The organism is Nesterenkonia aethiopica, from assembly GCF_039534665.1.
Lineage (GTDB): Bacteria > Actinomycetota > Actinomycetes > Actinomycetales > Micrococcaceae > Nesterenkonia > Nesterenkonia aethiopica.
Genome location: NZ_BAAAVT010000006.1, coordinates 176,542 through 194,495 on the forward strand (window position 1 = coordinate 176,542; position 17,954 = coordinate 194,495).

18 protein-coding genes are annotated in these 17,954 nt (G+C 69.9%); 7 read left to right on the top strand and 11 right to left on the bottom strand.

Features of this window, described 5'->3' with window-relative positions; genetic code table 11:
• Window positions 1–7: 7 nt before the first annotated feature.
• Window positions 8–1,546: a SulP family inorganic anion transporter gene (locus tag ABD658_RS06120; protein ID WP_311024569.1), complete on the bottom strand. Its 1,539-nt coding sequence runs from the start codon at window positions 1,544–1,546 to the stop codon at window positions 8–10.
• Window positions 1,547–1,963: 417 nt separating this feature from the next.
• On the opposite strand from ABD658_RS06120, the gene ABD658_RS06125 reads away from it, so the two are divergent.
• A complete protein-coding gene (locus ABD658_RS06125; RefSeq protein WP_344681973.1) occupies window positions 1,964–3,562 on the top strand; it encodes a peptide chain release factor 3 in 1,599 nt (532 codons plus the stop codon).
• A 210-nt stretch (window positions 3,563–3,772) separates the two neighbouring features.
• Here the strand turns inward: ABD658_RS06125 and ABD658_RS06130 are convergent, their stop codons facing one another.
• Window positions 3,773–5,158: an isochorismate synthase gene (locus tag ABD658_RS06130; RefSeq protein WP_344744088.1), complete on the bottom strand. Its 1,386-nt coding sequence runs from the start codon at window positions 5,156–5,158 to the stop codon at window positions 3,773–3,775.
• 144 nt (window positions 5,159–5,302) lie between these two features.
• Between ABD658_RS06130 and ABD658_RS06135 the strand changes: the two genes are divergently transcribed.
• Complete coding sequence (locus ABD658_RS06135; protein ID WP_070158359.1) at window positions 5,303–5,971, top strand: demethylmenaquinone methyltransferase; 669 nt, start codon at window positions 5,303–5,305, stop codon at window positions 5,969–5,971.
• Window positions 5,898–7,001: a polyprenyl synthetase family protein gene (locus ABD658_RS06140; protein ID WP_425574489.1), complete on the top strand. Its 1,104-nt coding sequence runs from the start codon at window positions 5,898–5,900 to the stop codon at window positions 6,999–7,001. The genes ABD658_RS06135 and ABD658_RS06140 overlap by 74 nt, the downstream gene beginning before the upstream one ends.
• A gap of 25 nt (window positions 7,002–7,026) precedes the next feature.
• On the opposite strand, the gene ABD658_RS06145 is transcribed toward ABD658_RS06140, so the two are convergent.
• From ABD658_RS06145 to ABD658_RS06165, 5 genes are read right to left on the bottom strand one after another with little or no spacing between them, the layout of a single operon-like run.
• The gene (locus ABD658_RS06145) at window positions 7,027–7,521 is read right to left on the bottom strand and encodes an HIT family protein (RefSeq protein ID WP_344681964.1); all 495 of its coding nucleotides are present in this window, start codon (window positions 7,519–7,521) and stop codon (window positions 7,027–7,029) included.
• Complete coding sequence (locus ABD658_RS06150) at window positions 7,521–7,949, bottom strand: hypothetical protein (protein WP_070158351.1); 429 nt, start codon at window positions 7,947–7,949, stop codon at window positions 7,521–7,523. The genes ABD658_RS06145 and ABD658_RS06150 overlap by 1 nt, the downstream gene beginning before the upstream one ends.
• A 52-nt stretch (window positions 7,950–8,001) precedes the next feature.
• Window positions 8,002–8,898, bottom strand: a complete 897-nt coding sequence (locus tag ABD658_RS06155) for a dihydrodipicolinate synthase family protein (RefSeq protein WP_344681962.1) — start codon at window positions 8,896–8,898, stop codon at window positions 8,002–8,004.
• A 3-nt stretch (window positions 8,899–8,901) separates the two neighbouring features.
• The gene (locus ABD658_RS06160; protein WP_344681960.1) at window positions 8,902–9,618 is read right to left on the bottom strand and encodes a B3/B4 domain-containing protein; all 717 of its coding nucleotides are present in this window, start codon (window positions 9,616–9,618) and stop codon (window positions 8,902–8,904) included.
• Window positions 9,615–10,181, bottom strand: coding sequence for a helix-turn-helix domain-containing protein (locus tag ABD658_RS06165; RefSeq protein ID WP_344681958.1), 567 nt, complete (start codon window positions 10,179–10,181; stop codon window positions 9,615–9,617). Before ABD658_RS06165 ends, ABD658_RS06160 begins: the two co-directional genes overlap by 4 nt.
• Before the next feature lie 173 nt (window positions 10,182–10,354).
• Between ABD658_RS06165 and ABD658_RS06170 the strand changes: the two genes are divergently transcribed.
• A complete protein-coding gene (locus ABD658_RS06170) occupies window positions 10,355–11,779 on the top strand; it encodes an FAD-dependent oxidoreductase (RefSeq protein ID WP_344744092.1) in 1,425 nt (474 codons plus the stop codon).
• Window positions 11,780–11,804: 25 nt separating this feature from the next.
• Here the strand turns inward: ABD658_RS06170 and ABD658_RS06175 are convergent, their stop codons facing one another.
• Window positions 11,805–12,704 carry a M48 family metalloprotease gene (locus ABD658_RS06175; protein ID WP_311024560.1) on the bottom strand — a complete coding sequence of 300 codons (900 nt, stop codon included), beginning with the start codon at window positions 12,702–12,704 and terminating at the stop codon, window positions 11,805–11,807.
• 234 nt (window positions 12,705–12,938) lie between these two features.
• Between ABD658_RS06175 and ABD658_RS06180 the strand changes: the two genes are divergently transcribed.
• Both ABD658_RS06180 and ABD658_RS06185 read left to right on the top strand, forming a co-directional pair.
• Window positions 12,939–14,171 carry a Na/Pi symporter gene (locus ABD658_RS06180; RefSeq protein ID WP_139827772.1) on the top strand — a complete coding sequence of 411 codons (1,233 nt, stop codon included), beginning with the start codon at window positions 12,939–12,941 and terminating at the stop codon, window positions 14,169–14,171.
• A 121-nt stretch (window positions 14,172–14,292) separates the two neighbouring features.
• Complete coding sequence (locus tag ABD658_RS06185) at window positions 14,293–14,655, top strand: hypothetical protein (RefSeq protein WP_344681942.1); 363 nt, start codon at window positions 14,293–14,295, stop codon at window positions 14,653–14,655.
• On the opposite strand, the gene ABD658_RS06190 is transcribed toward ABD658_RS06185, so the two are convergent.
• Window positions 14,636–15,124, bottom strand: a complete 489-nt coding sequence (locus tag ABD658_RS06190) for an OsmC family protein (protein WP_344681940.1) — start codon at window positions 15,122–15,124, stop codon at window positions 14,636–14,638. The two genes, ABD658_RS06185 and ABD658_RS06190, sit on opposite strands and share 20 nt — an antisense overlap.
• 56 nt (window positions 15,125–15,180) lie before the next feature.
• Between ABD658_RS06190 and ABD658_RS06195 the strand changes: the two genes are divergently transcribed.
• Window positions 15,181–15,933, top strand: a complete 753-nt coding sequence (locus ABD658_RS06195; protein ID WP_344681938.1) for an ArsR/SmtB family transcription factor — start codon at window positions 15,181–15,183, stop codon at window positions 15,931–15,933.
• An 18-nt stretch (window positions 15,934–15,951) separates the two neighbouring features.
• On the opposite strand, the gene ABD658_RS06200 is transcribed toward ABD658_RS06195, so the two are convergent.
• Both ABD658_RS06200 and ABD658_RS06205 read right to left on the bottom strand, forming a co-directional pair.
• Window positions 15,952–16,440, bottom strand: coding sequence for a YajQ family cyclic di-GMP-binding protein (locus ABD658_RS06200; RefSeq protein WP_070158358.1), 489 nt, complete (start codon window positions 16,438–16,440; stop codon window positions 15,952–15,954).
• 95 nt (window positions 16,441–16,535) lie between these two features.
• The gene (locus ABD658_RS06205) at window positions 16,536–17,885 is read right to left on the bottom strand and encodes an aminotransferase-like domain-containing protein (protein WP_344681936.1); all 1,350 of its coding nucleotides are present in this window, start codon (window positions 17,883–17,885) and stop codon (window positions 16,536–16,538) included.
• Window positions 17,886–17,954: the final 69 nt, after the last annotated feature.

Here is a 17,954-nt window from a genome sequence, read left to right on the forward strand (position 1 = left end):
CGCGAGCTCAGTGCCCGGCGCCGAGCTTGCCGGCCATCCGCTCGTGCATCACGGCGCTGGCGCCCTCGAGCCCGGCGATCTCCACGTGCTTGTCGTACTTCGCGTACTTCTCGCAGATGGCGTCCAGGGAGGCCACCGTGGAGGCGTCCCAGAGGTCCGCGTTGTAGAGGTCGATGACCACGTGGTCGGGGTCGTCCCGGTAGTGGAACTGGGTGTAGAGGTCGTTGGAGGAGGCGAAGAACAGCTGCCCCTTGACCTCGTACTTGGCGACCTCTTCGCCGAAGTGCTCGTCCACGCGGCGGGTGACGGTGGCCAGGTGGGCCACGCGGCGGGCGAACAGGACCATGGCGGTCAGCACGCCCAGGATCACGCCGATCGCCAGGTTGTGGGTCCACACGGTGGCGATCACGGTTACCAGCATCACCGAGGTCTCGCTCTTGGGCATCATGCGCAGGGTGGAGGGCCGGATGCTGTGCCAGTCGAAGGTCGCCACGGAGACGAAGATCATCACGGCCACCAGGGCGCCCATCGGGATCAGCGCGACCACGTCGCCCAGGGAGACAGCCAGGATGAGGATGAAGATCCCTGCGCAGAAGGTGGAGATGCGAGTCCGGGCGCCCGAGGCCTTCACGTTGATCATGGTCTGGCCGACCATGGCGCAGCCGCCCATGCCGCCGAAGAAGCCGGTGATGATGTTGGCCGCGCCCTGGCCCCAGGACTCGCGGACCTTGTCGGAGCGGGTGTCGGTGACGTCGTCCACCAGTTTGGCGGTCATCAGGGACTCGAGCAGGCCCACCACGGCCATGCCGAGGGAGAAGGGCGCGATGATCTGGAAGGTCTCGAAGGTCAGCGGCACGTCCGGGATGAACAGGGACGGCAGCGAGTCGGGCAGCTCACCCTTGTCGCCCACGGAGGGGACGTTGAAGGCGAAAGCCACGGAGATGACGGTGAGCAGGACGATCGAGACCAGCGGAGCGGGCACCACCTTGGTGATGCGGGGCAGCAGGTAGATCACGAGGAGCCCGGCGGCGACCATCGGATACACCAGCCAGGGCACCCCGATGAGCTCCGGCAGCTGGGAGGTGAAGATGAGGATGGCCAGCGCGTTGACGAAGCCGACCATCACCGAGCGCGGAATGAATCGCATGACCTTCGCGACGCCGAGGACTCCCATCAGCACCTGGAAGATGCCGGCGAGGATGACGGCGGCGATGAAGTAGTCGATCCCGTGGCTCTCCACCAGCGGGGCGATCACCAGCGCCGTGGCGGCGGTGGCCGCCGAGATCATGGCCGGACGCCCGCCGAGGAAGGCGATGGCCACGGCCATCGTGAAGGAGGCGAAGAGTCCGTACTGGGGGTCCACCCCGGCGATCAGCGAGAAGGCGATGGCCTCAGGGATCAGGGCCAGGGCGACGACGAGGCCGGCGAGGACCTCCACCTTCAGCAGGCGGGGCGACTTCAGCGTGCGCAGGACCGACTGGCGGTCCTCCGGATGCGCGATCGACTCCTCGGGATGCGCGACGGCAGGAGTGGGTGCGGGGGCCATGGGGCTCCGTTCTGTGGTCAGGACACCGGCGTGTGCGGCTCACAGGGCACAGTCGTGTCCGGCTCTTCAAGGGGCGACGGGCGCGCGGCACTGCGCGGAACGATCAGGGCGAGATGATCAGTGGGGAGCGGCGGGCGGAGCGTGCCCGGCTCACAGCGTTCAACTCTACCCTTACGTGAGGGATGGGTCGGAATTGTGTGAGGAAGATCTCAGTGATCGAGACATGATCGTCGACCGATCGGCCTCGCGGCCGGTGTGGGGTCGGTGTGGGGTCGGCGGAGGGACCGCGGCATTGGGTGCGACTCTGACGCTGCGGTAGGTTCTCAGCGGAGGCTCTGGCTCACAGAGCATCCAGCGGCTCACGTGCACCTGCACGACGTGCCGCTCGAGTCCCAGCAGCAGTGGCAAGGAGAAGGCGTGACGGCAGAGGACCACCCGGCAGAAGGTGCCGCGGCGGCGGCCGCACGGCGCCGCACCTTCGCCATCATCAGTCACCCCGACGCCGGCAAGTCCACGCTGACCGAGTCGCTGGCGCTCAACGCCCGTGCGATCGAGGAGGCCGGGCACATCCATGGCAAGGCCGGCAGGTCGGCCACGGTCTCCGACTGGATGGGCATGGAGAAGGACCGCGGGATCTCCATCTCCTCGGCCTCCATGCAGTTGGAGCACCGCGGCACGGTGCTGAACCTGCTGGACACGCCCGGTCACGCCGACTTCTCCGAGGACACCTACCGGGTGCTGGCCGCCGTGGACGCCGCCGTCATGCTGATCGATGCCGCGAAGGGTCTCGAGCCGCAGACCATGAAGCTGTTCAACGTCTGCCGCCACCGGGGGATCCCCATCATCACCGTCATCAACAAATGGGACCGTCCCGGCCTGGAGGCGCTGGAACTGATCGACGAGATCCGCGAAGAGACCGGGCTGGACCCCACCCCGGTGACCTGGCCGGTGGGCATCGCCGGAGACTTCCATGGCTACCTGGAGCGCAGGACCGGGGATCTCACGCTGATCCGTGCCACGCCGGGCGGCCGGCGTTCAGCGGAGGAGGAGCACTTCAGCGCCGGGGAGGCGACCCCCGAGGCTCTCGGCCTGCCGGAGCTGGCCGACGCTCGGGAGGAGTCCGAGCTGCTCGGCGCCTCGGGGGCCGACCATGACCAGGAGACCTTCCTGGCCGGGATCTCCACGCCCGTGTTCTTCGCCGCCGCGGTCAGGCACCTGGGGGTGCCCCGGCTGTTGGACGCACTGGTGGAGCTGGCGCCGTCGCCGGAGCCCGGCCCCGACGCCGAGGGTGAGCCGCGCTCCCTGGACGCGCCCTTCAGTGCCTTCACGTTCAAGATCCAGTCCGGCATGGACGCCGCGCACCGGGACCGGCTGGCCTTTGTGAGGGTCTGCTCCGGCGTGTTCCGGCGTGGCATGACGGTGACCTCCGCGCGCACCGGCAGGCCCTTCTCCATGAAGTACACCCATCTGGCATTCGGCCGCACCCGAGAGGTCGTCGACGTCGCCTACCCGGGCGACGTGGTGGGCATCGTCAACGCCTCCGCCCTGCGCATCGGCGACACGCTGTATGAGGCGCAGCCGGTGGAGTACCCGCCACTGCCGCGCTTCGCGCCCGAGTACTTCGCGGTCGCCCGTCCGGCAGACATGGGGCGGATGAAGCAGTTCCGCCGCGGTGTGGAGCAGCTGGAGGCCGAGGGAGTGATTCAGGTGCTGCGCTCCGAGGTGCGGGGCACCCATGTGCCTGTTTTGGCCGCCGTGGGGCCAATGCAGTTCGAGGTCGTCGACCACCGCCTGCGGGAAGAGTTCCGCTCCAGCGCGAAACTGGAGCCGCTGGAGCACTCGTTGGCGCGCGCCACCGATGAGTCTTCGGCGCAGGAGTTGGCCGGCCTGGCAGGGGTGGAGGTCCTCGAGCGCAGCGACGGGCAGCTGCTCGCCCTGTTTCGGGACAGGTGGCATCTGCTCGGCATCGAGCGCACTCGGACCCATCTGCGCCTCGACCCCCTGGTGGCCGCGTGAGCGGTCCAGCCGTCTGTCGCGAGGCGCCGCGCACGGCAGGGTGCAGGCATCGAGGAGTCAATTGCCCGTGCATCTCGGTGAGCTGAAGCGCGTCACCACGGTCGAGGTATGCAGGAAAGTGACCTCTCGTCGGGGAAGTCGCGGGGAGGGGCAGGAGCTTGCGGGGCTCAGGCTGTCGGAACGTTCCTCGGCAGCGGGGTCCAGCGGGTCTCAGCCGACGCCGAGCGCGCCCAGCATGGGGCGCAGCTTCGCCCAGGTCTCGGCCAGTTCGGAGGACGGCTCGGAGCCGGCCACGATCCCGCAGCCGGCGTAGAGGCGGACCTGGCGCGCGTCCTGGGACAGCACCCCACCGCGCAGGGCGATTCCGAAGTCCGCGTTGCCCTGGCCGTCCAGCCAACCCACCGGGCCGGTGAACGGGCCGCGGTCCAGATCCTCGAGGCGAGCGATGAACTCGGCGGCCGTCGCCGTCGGCGTCCCGCAGATGGCCGCCGTCGGGTGGGCCCGCTCGGCGACCAGCAGCGCCGGCGGCACCCGGGGCGCCACCGGGGCGGCGCCGGGGCGGCCGCCGTCGGTGCAGTCCTTGACCAGGCGGCCCGTCACATCGGTGGAGAGGTGGTAGACATTGGGCAGCTCCAGCACCGCCGGCGGGTTCTGGGCGCTGATGACCTCCACCACCGGGGCCAGCTGGGTGAGCAGCGACTGCACGGCGATCTCATGCTCGGTGCGCTGCTTGGGGTCCTCCAGCAGCAGGGCGTGCGCCTGTTCCGGCGGCAGGGCTCCGTCCACCGTGCCGGCCAGCACCCTGGCGGCCATGCGCTCCCCGCGCACCGTCACCAGCATCTCCGGGGTGGCGCCCAACACCTCGCCGGCCCGGTAGGTCCAGCAGTCGGCATAGTCACGGCTCAGGGTCGCCAGGAGACGCCCCGCCGCCAGCGGCTCCTCGGAGGCGACGACGACGTCGCGGCCCAGCACCAGCTTCTCCAGCCTTCGTTCGGTGATCGCCTGCACCCCGGCCTCCACCGCCTGCAGGTAGTGCGCCGTGGGATGAGTGCCCTCCTGCAGGGCGGTGGCGCTGCGAGGGTCGCGGGGCGGAACGAGCGCCGGGTCGAGCGCCGGATCGAGGGGCTCCGGGGAGGCCGGACCCAGGACGCCGCCCGTCAGGGTGAGGCCGTGCCGGTCCAGCGCGGAGAGGACGTCGGCCTGGTCCGCGGCGGCGCTGAGCACCGTCACCCAGCTGCGGCCGGCCACCGATCCCAGGATGAGCTCCGGGAGCACCAGCACCGAGTCCGCGGCGGAATCTGAGGAGTAGGTGACCGAGGTGAACGCGACCGGCCCGCAGCCGGGCACCTCCTGCAGGGATTCCGGCCGCGGCTCCTCCGTGATGGTCGCCAGCCGGTCCTCCCACCAATGGGCCAGGTCGGCGAAGCGCTCCGAGCCACGGGCCGTGGCGCGGTCGGCCACACCGAGGCCCACGATGCCTTCACCATGACGGAGCCAGGTGCCGCTGGGGGTGAGCCGCGGCAGCAGGTCGGTCAGGGCGACGTCGTGGGGGAGGGCGACCGTCACTGAGACGGCGCGCAGAGGCTGGGCAGGCATAGCGGAGCAAGTCTATCGCCGAACGCCCCACGCCCCGCGCGCACGGGGGTCCCCGCGATCTGGGACAATGCTGGGGTGACACAGGAGCAGCACGCCCCAGGAAACCGGGCCGATCTGGACAAGAAGCCGGCCGACGTCGCCTCGATGTTCGACGAGGTCGCCGCCCGCTATGACATCACCAATGACGTGCTGTCCTTCGGACAGGCCCGGCTGTGGCGCCGACGTCTGGTGGAGGCGCTGGACGTCCAGCCCGGAGAGCGGGTGCTGGACCTGGCCGCCGGCACCGGCACCTCCACGGAGCCGTTCGTGGCCGCCGGCGCTGAGGCGATCGCCTGCGACTTCTCCCTGGGCATGCTCCAGGTGGGCAAGCGTCGGCGCCCAGACATGACCTTCGTGGCTGGGGACGCCATGAACCTGCCCTTCGCCGATGACACGTTCGACGCCGTCACGATCTCCTTCGGGCTGCGCAACGTGGCCGACCCGATCGCGGGACTGGCGGAGATGCTCCGCGTGACCAGGCCTGGCGGTCGCCTGGCGGTCATGGAGTTCTCCGACCCCACCTTCGCTCCGTTCAATCGGGTCTACAACGAGTACCTGATGCGGGCGCTTCCCCCCGTGGCGCGGGCGATGTCCTCCAACCCGGAGGCGTACGTGTATCTGGCCGAGTCCATCCGGGCCTGGCCGGATCAGGACGAGCTGGCCGCCCAGATCTCTGGGGTCGGGTACGCGGATGTGAAGTATCGGAACCTCAGCGGAGGCATCGTGGCCATCCACCACGCACGCAAGCTCGGTAGGCTGGACTCCGATGACTGAATCAGCAGCCGAGCCCCTGTCGCTGAGACTGCCGGCCGGGTTTGACGTTCTCGCCGACGACGAGCACCTCGCCTCCGAGGTCTTCCGCGCCCTCGGGGAGGTCGAAGACCGACTCCTGGAGGCCCTCTCCAGCTCCGACGAGCTGGCCAACACCTCCGCCCGCTACCTGGCCGAGGCCGGCGGCAAGCGGATCCGCCCGCTGCTGACCATCCTGACCTCCCTCCTGGGCGAGGGCCCGGACGCGCAGGTCAGGGAAGCCGCCGTCGTCATGGAGATGACCCACCTGGCGACCCTGTATCACGACGACGTCATGGACTCCGCGCCGGTCCGCCGTGGCGCCCCCGCCGCCCACGAGGTGTGGGGCAACTCGGTGGCCATCCTCACCGGTGACCTGATCCTGGCCCGCGCCTCGCAGCTGATGACCGAGATGGGCGAGGAGGGCTCCCGGGTGCAGTCCGAGACCTTCGAACGCCTCGTCATGGGGCAGCTGCACGAGACGGTCGGCCCGCGCGAGGGTGACGACCCCAAGAAGCACTACCTGTCCGTCATCGCGGACAAGACCGGGTCCCTGGTGGCGGCCGCCTCCCGGCTCGGCGCCATGTTCGGCGGATGCACGGAGGAGACCGCGGCCATGCTGGCCACCTACGGTGAGGCCGTCGGGGTCGCGTTCCAGCTGGCCGACGACGTCATCGACCTCACCTCCGACGGCGAGACCTCCGGGAAGACGCCCGGCACCGACCTCCGCGAAGGGGTCCCTACGCTGCCGGTGCTGCTGCTGCGTGAACGCGCCGCCGCCGGGGAGCAGGAGGCGGTTGAGGTGCTGCGCCTGGTGGACGGCGATCTCCGGGGAGATGAGGCCCTGGCCGAGGCCGTGGCCGCCGTCGTCACGCACCCGGTCACCCAGGAGGCCTGGCAGGTGGCCCGCGCCTGGTCGGCCACCGCCCAGGAGGCGGTGGCGGGACTGCCGGAGTCCACGGTGAAGTCGGCGCTGCTGTCCTTCGCCGAGGCCGTCGTCGACCGCGAGAGCTGAGCGGCTGAAGCCGCCGGCCTGAGGGTCAGTGCCTGGCCCCGGCCAGGATCTGCTCCAGCGCGGCCGCCAGCTGCCGGGCCTTCTGGGCCCGCACCTCCACGGCCACGGGATGACGGACCTGCCGGTAGAGCATGTCATCGCTGTACCGCGGGAAGACGTGCAGGTGATAGTGCCACACGTGCTGGTTGCCGGCCGGCTCGTTGTGCTGCCGCACGGAGGTGCCCTCCGGGTTCCAGGCGAGCTTCATCGCCAGAGCGAGGTCCCGGGACATGGCCCCGATGCGCGCCAGCAGGTGGTCGTCGAGGTCGTAGAGCGTCTCCCGGTGGGCCACCGGGGAGATCATCGCGTGACCCTCGTGCGGGCCGAACCCGTCGCAGGCCATGAACACCAGCAGCTCCTCGTCCTGGAAGACGAGGTCGCTCAGCTCGCAGCGGTTCGTCGGGTCGCTGACGTCACCGCGGGCCAGGCCGCAGAACGGGCACGGATAGTCGTCCGGGGCGTGTGAGCTCCACAGCGGCATCAGTCCTCCTCGAAGGAGAACTCGAGCAGGTCCAGGATGAACTCGCCCACGGTGGCGTCCTCATCGTTCCAGTGCTTCTGCTTGTTGCTGCGACGCCGGATCAGCGGGTCCGGGACGTCCAGGATGTCCACGGGGATGCCCCACACCCAGCGTTCGTCCTCGTCCTCCAGGAACAGCAGGTGCCCGTCCTCGACCTCGAGCTCGTCCGGGTCGAAGAAGAAGTGATGGGCCTCCATGAGCTCCTCGCAGCGGCCCAGCGCCCGGTAGAACTCTTCGAGCACCAGCGGCAGTCGGACGCCGTCGGGCAGCTCCGCCTCCGCGAGGGCGTCGCCCAGCTCCTCGGCGGAGTAGCCCTCCTGCGGGGTCCACTTCTCATCGAGGTACTTCGGGACCAGGGCCTTGAACTTCTCGAGCAGCATCTCCGCCATGCGCGCCAGTCTACTGGGCGGTCAGGGCTGGACGGTCATCAGGGCTGGACGGTCAGGGCTGCACGGTCTCCAGCGCGTCGGCCACGTGGGCACGGGCGTCCTCGTCCAGCCCTCGGAGCGGCCGGGGCAGGCAGTCCCGGGGCGCCAGTCCCAGATGTTCGGCGGCCGCGGCGGCCACGCGCAGGCTGCCATGGGTGGCCATCAGCGGCCACAGCGGGGTCAGCTCGGTGTCGTCCCGGCGCTCCACCAGCCGACGGGCGGCCCCGGGCAGCACCCCGCCGATCACGGAGAACCAGGCCGCGCAGCCGGAGGTGAGCCCCCGGAGGGCCGAGGGATCGCCGGAGATGCCGAGGGCGACGTCGTCGGGGACCTCCGTGCGGACTGCGGCGACGACGTCGCGGGCCTGGGCGGGGTCCTCCGGCAACGGCGGGATCTTCACCGCCGCCAGCTGGGGCAGCGCGGCGATGCGCCCGTAGAGCTCGGGGGTGAAGCGGAATCCGGTGGTGCGGGGATTGTCATAGAGCGCCACGGGAAGCTCCGTACGGCGGCACACGTCGTCGAAGAGCCCGACGACCTCGTCCTCGGAGAGCGGCTGGTAGCTGACCGGGGCCAGCAGCAGGCCGTCCGCGCCGGCGGCCTCGGCGTCGCGCACATGCTCCAGCACCGCCGAGGTGCGCAGCGCTCCCACACCGGCCAGCACGGGGCTCCCGGGGGACGCGGCGACGGCGGCCTCCAGCACGTCCCGCCGTTCGGTGCGGTCCAGGTAGGCGTAGGAGCCCGTGGAGCCCAGCACGGTGATGCTCTGGGCTCCGGCGGACGCGCAGCGTGCCACCAGGGAGGACACGGCGTCGAGGTCGACGGTGTCCGTTCCGTCGGCGGCTCTGCGGAATGGCGTCAGCGGGAAGGCGGAGAGGCCGGAGAAGATCTCTGCGGCGGTCGGGGCAGGCATGGCTCAGTCTCCCGGCAGGAGGCGGCGGGCAGAGGCTCCGGCGCCCAGGTGCTCCACCAGGACGTCGGCGGCGGCGTGCAGGGCGTCGTCGTCCATCGGCTCGAGGGCGTCGAAGATGAACAGGGCGGCGGAGGTCGACGTCGTCAGCGCGGTGCGGCGGCCCTGACGCCAGTTCCACCGCCGGCAGGTCACCCCCACGTCGTCGCGCCAGATGGCCTCGCCGGCCTCCGGGTGGTCGATGAGCGGCTCTCCGCCGGCGGTGGTGTCGAAGGGTTCGTCCCCGGCGGCCCGGGTCAGCACGGGTGAGCCCTGGTAGCGGTGCAGGTCCTCTCCGCCCACAGGCACCTGGTGGAGCACCGAGACGGCGTTGTAGACGTCGGTCAGCCGGTTGATCCGCGGCAGTCCGTCGGAGGCGGCGCGGCGCATCAGCGCCTCCAGGCTGCTGCGGACCTTCTTGGGCTTGGCACCGAAGGCCCGGTAGGCCTCCCGCCAGGCGGCCACATGCGGCACCTCGGTGACGGGCCGGGAGGTGAGCTCCTCGGCGGCGGAGGCCTCGGCGCGGCGCAGCAGGTCCTCGCTGGCGGCGTCGCACTCGCCGGCGTCGACCCGGTCCACGGCCAGCAGCAGGGCCCGGTAGTCGGGGCGCAGCGCCATGACCGGGTCGGTGATGCGGGCTCCGGCCAGGAACCGGTCGAGGTCGGTCTGGGTCAGTGCTGTCATGAGGGTCCTTCGCTGCGGGGTTCGTGGACGGTCAGGGAGAAGCGCGTCGGATCCGCGCCGGTGCATCGGTAGGCGTGCGGGGCGTCTCCGGGGAAGGTGAGGGAGTCGCCGGGGGCGAGGGTGACGGCGTCGTCGTCGACCTCCACAGTCAGCTCCCCGGAGATCACATGCAGCAGTTCCCGGGTGTCAGGCAGATGCGGTGCGCTGCGGTGGGACTCTCCGGGGCGCAGCGTCCAGTCCCAGAGTTCGACGACGTCGGGGCGGTCCGAGGAGGCCACCAGCACGCCGCGTCCGCCGTGCTCGCCCTTCCAGAGCGTGGATCCCTCCCCGGACCGGGTGACCTGCAGGGGTCGGCGCGGGGGCTCCACCAGCGCCGGCAGTCCGGTGCCGAGCGCCTCACTGAGCTTCAGCAGCGTGGCCAGCGTGGGGTTGGTGGTGCCCTGTTCGATGTTGACCGCCATGCGGCGGGAGACGCCGGCCGCTTCCGCCAGCCGGTCCAAGGTCCAGCCGCGGCGGAGGCGGGCGGAGCGCACGCGCTCGCCGAGGGCCTGGGTCACATCCATGCAGTGCACTGTAGTGCACTTTTCGTGCACCTGGCCAGAGATGCTGCTGCTGATGGTGTGAGTTCCCTCATGATGGGCGGAGTTCGCGCCTGTCGGGAACAGCCGGGGGGAGGGGTGGCGTTGACCAATACGGCATACTGTTCTGTGGTATTCGCGCCGAAAGGAAGTCGTCCGTGTCTGAGAATCCTCGCCAGCGGCCCCTCCGTGTGGCCATCATCGGCTCCGGCCCCGCCGGCGTCTACGCGGCGGACATCCTGTCGAAGTCCCAGAAGAAGAGCGACATCGAGTTCAGCATCGACCTCTTCGACCGCTACCCGGCGCCCTTCGGGCTGATCCGCTACGGCGTGGCCCCGGACCACCCGCGCATCAAGGGCATCATCAAGGCTCTGCACAAGGTCATGGACCGTGGAGACATCCGTCTGTTCGGCAATGTCGACGTCGGCACCGACATCACCCTGGAGGACCTGCGGCGCCATTACGACGCCGTCATCTTCGCCACCGGGGCCATCAAGGACGCCGGGCTGGCGATCCCCGGCATCGAGCTCGAGGGGTCCTTCGGCGCCGCGGACTTCGTCTCCTGGTACGACGGCCACCCCGACTACCCGAGGCAGTGGCCGTTGGAGGCGGAGAAGGTCGCCGTCATCGGCAACGGCAATGTGGCCCTGGACGTGGCCCGGGTGCTGTCCAAGCACGCCACGGACATGCTCAGCACAGAGATCCCGGACAACGTCTACCAGGGGCTGGCGTCCTCGCCCGTCACCGACGTCCACATCTTCGGGCGCCGTGGGCCGGCCCAGGTGAAGTTCACCCCGCTGGAGCTGCGCGAGCTGGCCCACAGCCGCGACGTCGACATCGTCCTGGACGAGCAGGACTTCGAGTTCGACGAGGCCTCGGACGAGGCCATCAAGTCCAACAACCAGGTCAAGACCATGGTCAACACCCTGGCGAACTGGCTGGTGGAGCAGGAGGAACGCACCGAGGAGGCGTCACGCCGGCTGCACATGCACTTCCTGCACCAGCCGGTGGAGATCCTCGAAGGCACCGGCGACCAGGCCGGGAAGGTGGCCGGGGTCCGCTTCGAACGCATGGAGCTCGACGGCGCCGGCGGCGTCCGCGGCACCGGAGAGTTCCTGGACTACGAGTGTCACGCGGTCTACCGGGCCGTCGGCTACTTCGGCTCCCCTGTGGACGGCGTGCCCTTCGACGAGCGCCGCGGCGTCATCGTCAACGAGGCCGGCCGCGTCCTGCAGGACGGCGAACACATTCCCGGCACCTACGCCACCGGCTGGATCAAGCGGGGGCCGGTCGGGCTCATCGGTCACACCAAGGGTGATGCGCTGGAGACCATCGGCTGCCTGCTCGAGGATGTCCACCACCTGCCCGTGGCCGAGGACCCGCGGGAGGATGCTGTGGTGGAGCTGCTGGAGTCCCGTGGTGTCGAGTTCACCACCTGGGACGGATGGCTGCAGCTGGATGAGCACGAGGTCCGCCTCGGTGAGGAGGCCACTGCGTCCGGCCCCGTGGAGCGCGAGCGCGTCAAGGTGGTCCCGCGCGAGGAGATGGTGCGCATCTCCCGTGCGGTGCAGGCGACGGTCTGACCGGCCGCTGTCCGACGCCGGCCGATCAGCCCTGCGGGGCCTGACCGCCGGCCATCTGCTCCAGGCGGGCGATGCGCTCGTCCATCGGCGGGTGGGTGCTGAACATCTGTTTCGCCTTCGGTCCGAAGGGGTTGGCGATCATCATGTGCGCGTGGGCGTCGTGCTTGGGCTCCTCGCGCAGCGGCTGACGGGCGATGCCGCCGTCGAGCTTGCGCAGGGCTGAGGCCAGCGCCAGCGGGTCTCCGCTGAGCTCCGAGCCGTCGGCGTCGGCGTCATACTCGCGGGTGCGGCTGATCGCCATCTGGATCAGGCTGGCCGCCATGGGCATCAGCAGCATGGCCAGCAGGCCGCCCACCAGGACCAGTGGGTTGCCGCCGCCCTGGTTGTTGCTGCGACCGCCGCCCATCATGCCGAAGAACATGAAGTACTGGCTGATGGTGGTCAGGAAGCCGGCCACGGCCGCCGCCACCGAGGAGACCAGGATGTCTCGGTTGTAGACGTGCATCAGCTCGTGGCCGGTCACACCGCGCAGCTCGCGCGGAGTCAGCAGGTTGAGAATGCCCTCGGTGAAGCACACGACGCCGTTCTCAGGGTTGCGGCCCGTGGCGAAGGCGTTCGGGGTGGGGCTGGGTGCGATGTAGATGCGCGGCACTGGCTGCTGGGCGCGGTGGGCCAGCTCCTCCACCATCTGGTAGAGCTGGGGGGCCTGCTCCCGGCTCACCGGGTAGGCCTTCATGGCGCGCAGTGCGATCTTGTCCGAGTTCCAGTAGCTGATCGCCACGGAGACCAGGCCGACTCCGGCGAAGATGAACAGGAAGATCGGCGCATTGGTGAAGTAGGCGACGATCGCGCCCACGAAGAGGAGCAGGGCGAACAGGAAGGCCAGCAGGCCTGCCGTGCGGAGCCGTCCATGGTGATGGTGCATGGCGCCATCCTACTGATCCCGCCTGACACGGCGCCCTGGGGTGGCTGTCTGCACGCTGAGGGCGGACAGCTGTGCGGAGGTCTGTGCGGACGTCTGTGCGAGGACTCACAGGGTCGGTGCGCCACTGTTCACCTTCCGTTCACCTTAACGTGTGGTTCTGGTCGTCGGGAGGGATCACTCTGGATGAGGACAGTGAGTCAGGGCTGTGCGCAGCCCACATCTGGAGGAGACTGGATGACCGCAATGCCGTCTGTCGAGGCCCGCCGCCCGGCAGTGCAGGCCGCTGAGGAGACGCCCCGTCTCATCAGCCCGTTCGAGCGCCTCGGATTCTCCGGCCGCGCACTCGACGTCATCAACTGGCTGGCCGTCGTGGCCGCCGTCTACGTGCTCATCACCGCCGTCAATGTCATCGGCTCCGGCTTCAAGGCCGCCACGGGCGACCAGGCGGAGACGCTGTTCGCCTTTGCCACCAACCCGCTCATCGGCTTGATGATCGGTGTGGCCGCCACGGCGCTGACCCAGTCCTCCTCCACCACCACCTCGGTCACCGTCGGCCTCGTCGCCGGCGGTCTGCCGCTGCAGGTGGCCATCCCGATCATCCTGGGTGCGAACATCGGCACCACGCTGACCAACACGCTGGTCAGCCTCGGCATGGTCCGGGACAAGGAGCAGTTCCGCCGCGGATTCGCCGCCGCCACCGTCCATGACTTCTTCAACCTCATCGCGGTGCTGATCTTCCTGCCCCTGGAGATGGCCTTCGGCCTGCTGGAGCGCATCGCCACGTTCTTCGCCGGCCACGCCTCGGACAGCGACGGCGGCCTGTTCGCCGCGGTGTTCGGCGGCATCGGCGACGTCGTCAAAGCAGCCACCACGCCGCTGGCGGACGGCATCCAGTACACAGTCAGCTGGATCCCGGATCCGGTCCGCGGCATCGTGATGATCGTGGTCGCCGTGGCGCTGATCCTGATGGTCATCAACTTCATCGGCCGGATGCTCAAGGTCCTGATGGTCGGCAAGGCGAAGGCCGTCTTCCACGCGGCCATGGGCCGCGGCCCGATCACCGGCATCGGCTCCGGCGCTCTGATGACCGTCATGGTGCAGTCCTCCTCCACCTCCACCGCCCTGATGGTCCCGCTGGCCGGCTCCGGCGCGTTCACGCTGCGCCAGGTCTACCCGTTCACCATCGGCGCCAACATCGGCACCACGGTGACCGCGCTGATCTCCGCCTTCGCCTTCACTGGCGTGGAGGCGCACTACGCGCTCATCGCCGCTCTGGTGCACCTGAGCTTCAACGTGCTGGCCACCCTGGTGATCTTCGGCCTGCCGTTCCTGCGGGAGCTGCCGCCGCGGGGCGCCACCTGGTTGGCGAACCTGGCGGCCGAGAAGAAGATCTACGCCGCCGTCTGGGTCCTGGGCGTCTTCGTCGCCCTGCCGCTGGTGCTGATCTTCGGCACCGTCATCTTCTGAGCGTTCCCCCGCCGTTCACCGTCCGGCCCCTGGCGCGTGTTGTGCCGGAGCCCATGCTGGGCCAGAGTGGGAGCTGAGAACGCGGGCGCGCTGCGCCTCAGGGAAGAGAAGGGGCCACGCCGTGAGCGCTGAACACGAGGAGCATCGTCCGGAGGACGACGAGAACGTCACGGAGCTGGAGGCCGAGCTCGAGAAGATCCTCCGCGAGGCCGAGTCCACGGTCGCCGAGCTGCGCCGAGAGCTCTCCGAGCAGCGTCAGCGGCGCCTGCAGCATGAGGAGATCGAGCGCCTCGAGGAGCACCTCGCGAATTCCCGCGTCCGCTGGGAAGAGGTCCGCGACTTCTTTCAGGAGGTCCTCCACGAGGTCCGCGGGCAGGGCGGAGACGCCGGCGGGCGGTCTGGCTCGGGCGGCGCGGATGGCTCGACGCCGCCCGAGCCGGACGACGACGGAGGCGATCCTCCGCTCAGCCCCGATCCGCGGTGACCACCACGGTGACATCCACTTCGACGGGGATCGCCAGACTGTTGGCGATGTAGCAGCGCTCGTGCGCCTCCTGCGCGAGCTCGCGGACGCGGGATGCGTCCGTCCCTGCAGCGACCTGGACCGTCACCTCCAACCGGATGGTGTCGAGGCGGGCGGCGTCGCCCAGCAGCAGCCGACTCGTGGCGGTGTCCTGATAACGGAGGATGTCCACCCCCGCACGGGCAGCGGCCCCCAGCATGCTCAGCATCTGGCAGGACGACGCCGCCATCACCAGCAGCTGCTCGGGGTTGAGCCGTGACGGATCTCCACGGAAGCCCGGGTCCGCGCTCAAGGCCAGGGCGCCGTCCACTCCGTCGGTGACCACCTCATGATTCCGGGAGTAGCCTCGGAGCCCTCGACCGGTGGAACCCGCCTCCGGGGAGACAGGCCAGGCGAGTCGGGTCTGATAATGGTGGGCTGTAGCACTCATGGATCCACCGTAGGAGCCGATCGGTGCGGCCACGGCCGAAACGTCGTTGCGGGAGGATGAGCAGGGAATCAGGTGACCAGGCGCAGCAGGACGCGCCAGGACGGGACGGGGCGGTGCCGGTGGTGGAGATGAGAGACCGGGACTTCGCGCGGATCGGGGCCGCGTTGGCAGCGCCGGCGCGGGCGAGGATGCTGAACCTGCTCATGGACGGAAGCGTCCGTCCGGCGGGGGAGCTGGCTCGGGCGGCGAAGGTGAGTCCCTCCACCGGATCGGAGCATCTGGCGGTGCTGGTGGAGACCCGGCTGGTCACCTGTACGGCTCAGGGGAGGCGTCGCTGGTACGCCCTTGCGGGTCCGGAGGTGGCAGAGGCATTGGAGGCCCTCGGTGCGGTCAGCGAACCTACAGAGGTTCAGAGCTATGCCGTCAGCCGTGAGGCCGCACGGCTGGCGGAGGCCCGATTGTGCTACGACCATCTGGCGGGACGGCTCGGTGTGGCGCTCACCGACGAATGGCGACGTCGCGGTTGGCTGACCGGGGACCAGCTGGCACTCACTGACCGCGGAGCGAAGGGACTGTCAGCCCTGGACGTCGACGTCTGCGCGGCAGAAGCGGGCAGGCGCCCCACCACGCGGGCCTGCCTGGACTGGACCGTGCGTCGGTCCCACCTGGCGGGAGCTCTCGGCGCAGCAGTGGCCACGCGTTTCCTCGATGCCGAGTGGGTGCAGAAGCACCGCGCCGGCCGTGGGCTGACGCTCACGGAGTCCGGGCGCGGGCTTCTGCGAGATGCCTGGGGGCTCGTCCTCGACTGAGTCCAGGTGGTCGGATCCTCAGCGCATGTTGACGAACTGCAGGGCGGCGTCGTCGAAGTCCTTCAGCATCGTGATGACCTCCTGGAGGTCGTCACGCGACTTCGAGGTCACGCGCAGCTCATCGCCCTGGATGGTGGCCTTGACCGACTTGGGGCCCTCGTCCCGGATCTGCTTGGTGATCTTCTTCGCGGTGGGCTGGTCGATGCCCTCCTTGATGGCTCCCTCGATCCGATACTCCTTGCCGGAGGCGAAGGGCTCGCCGGCGTCGAAGGACTTCAGGGAGATGCCGCGCTTGATGAGCTTGGAGCCGAACACGTCCTGCACGGCCTTGGCCCGCTCCTCCGAGTTGGCCTTGATGAGGATGTTCTCCCCGGAGAAGTCGATCTCCGCGCCGGTGCCGCGGAAGTCGTAGCGCTGAGCGATCTCCTTCTGCGCCTGGTTCAGGGCGTTGCTGACCTCCTGCTTGTCCACCTTGGAGACGATGTCGAAGCTGGATTCCTTGGCCATAGATCCTCCTGTTGCTCGGGGTCGTCGTCGACGTCGAGTCTATCGACGTCCACGGACGGCGAGGTGAGGTGAGCGGCGAGGGCGGCGAAGGCGGCTCAGACGAACGTCGCCTCGCCCAGCTCCCCGACGGCGGCGCGACGCACCAGCTGCGCCAGCTCGGCCAGCACGGCGTCGTCCTCCGGCAGCTGCGCCACCGAGAAGCGGAGCAGGCCGGTGGGCTGCTCCGTGACGTGGCTGGCGGCGCCGACGTCGGCCACCACCCCCTGGCCGCTGAGCGCCAGGGCCGCAGCGCGCTCGTCGGCGACCTCCACCCACACCGCCCAGCTGTGGGTGCCCGCGCGGGCGGTCAGTCCGGCGGCTTCGAAGGCCTCCAAGGCCAGTCGTCGGCGGGTGGCATAGTGTCCCCGCGCGGAGGTGAGACGGTGAGAGACCACCGGGTCCCGCAGCAGCTGCACCAGCGCATGCTGAAGGATCCGCGAGTTCGAGGCCACGCCTCCGGACCGGTGGCGCACACAGCGCTGGACCAGCTCCCGGGACCCGGCCAGGGCCGAGGTGCGCAGATCCATGCCGAACGCGCGCTCGAATCCGAGCACCCGCACGGTCCGTTCGGGGAACAGCGCATCCAGGGAAGGGGCAGCCCCCGGGCCCAGCGGTCCCAGCGGATCGTCCTCGATGATCAGCACCTCCGGGGCGGCCTCCAGGGCGGCCTCCAGGGCGAGCCCACGCTCTGGGGTGAGGGTGTGACGATCTGAGAATGCACCGCCGGGGGAGTGCACGAACGCGACCGCGCCGGCTTCGAGGGCCTCGGAGAGCCGCTCCGGGACCGGACCCTGCTCGTCCACCGGGACCCCGACCGCCCGCAGGCCCATGGACTGCAGCACGGAGAGGTAGCCGGGGGACGTGGGCTCCTCCACTGCGATGGTGTCCCCGGACTCCGCCGCAGCGCGGGTGGCCAGCCACAGCGCCTCGGTCCCGGAGCTGACGGTGACGAACTCCCGCGGCTGGTCCGTCAGCCGCTTCTGCAGCTCCTTCTGCAGCTCCGGAAGCATATGCTCCCGTCCCCAGGCGTTGATGCCGGGCTGCTTGAGAGCTTTGGCCAGAGCTTCGTCCAGCGGCGGCAGCAGATGAGGGTCAGGACTGCAGTAGAGCAGGTCCACACCGGACCAGCCGGCGAACTCGCCACCGAGGGGGTCGGCGCCCTCGATGATGCGGGTGCCGCCCCGGCGTCGGGTCTCCACGAGCCCACCTTCGCGCAGCAGCGCCCAGGCCTGGGCGACCGTGCCGACGCTGACTCCGATCTCGGTGGCGACGTCGCGGACGGTGGGCAGGCGCATCCCGGCGGTGAGCACGCCGGCGGCGATGAGTTCGCGGATCTGCTCGGCGATGCCGGCCGGGCTGCGTTCGGTCAGGGAGCGGGCCAATGACTCGGCTTCGACGTCAGCCACGAAGCCTCCTAGGTTCTGGGCATGGGTGAACAACGGGGCAGGGCCAGCCTACTGGCAAGTCGTGACAGG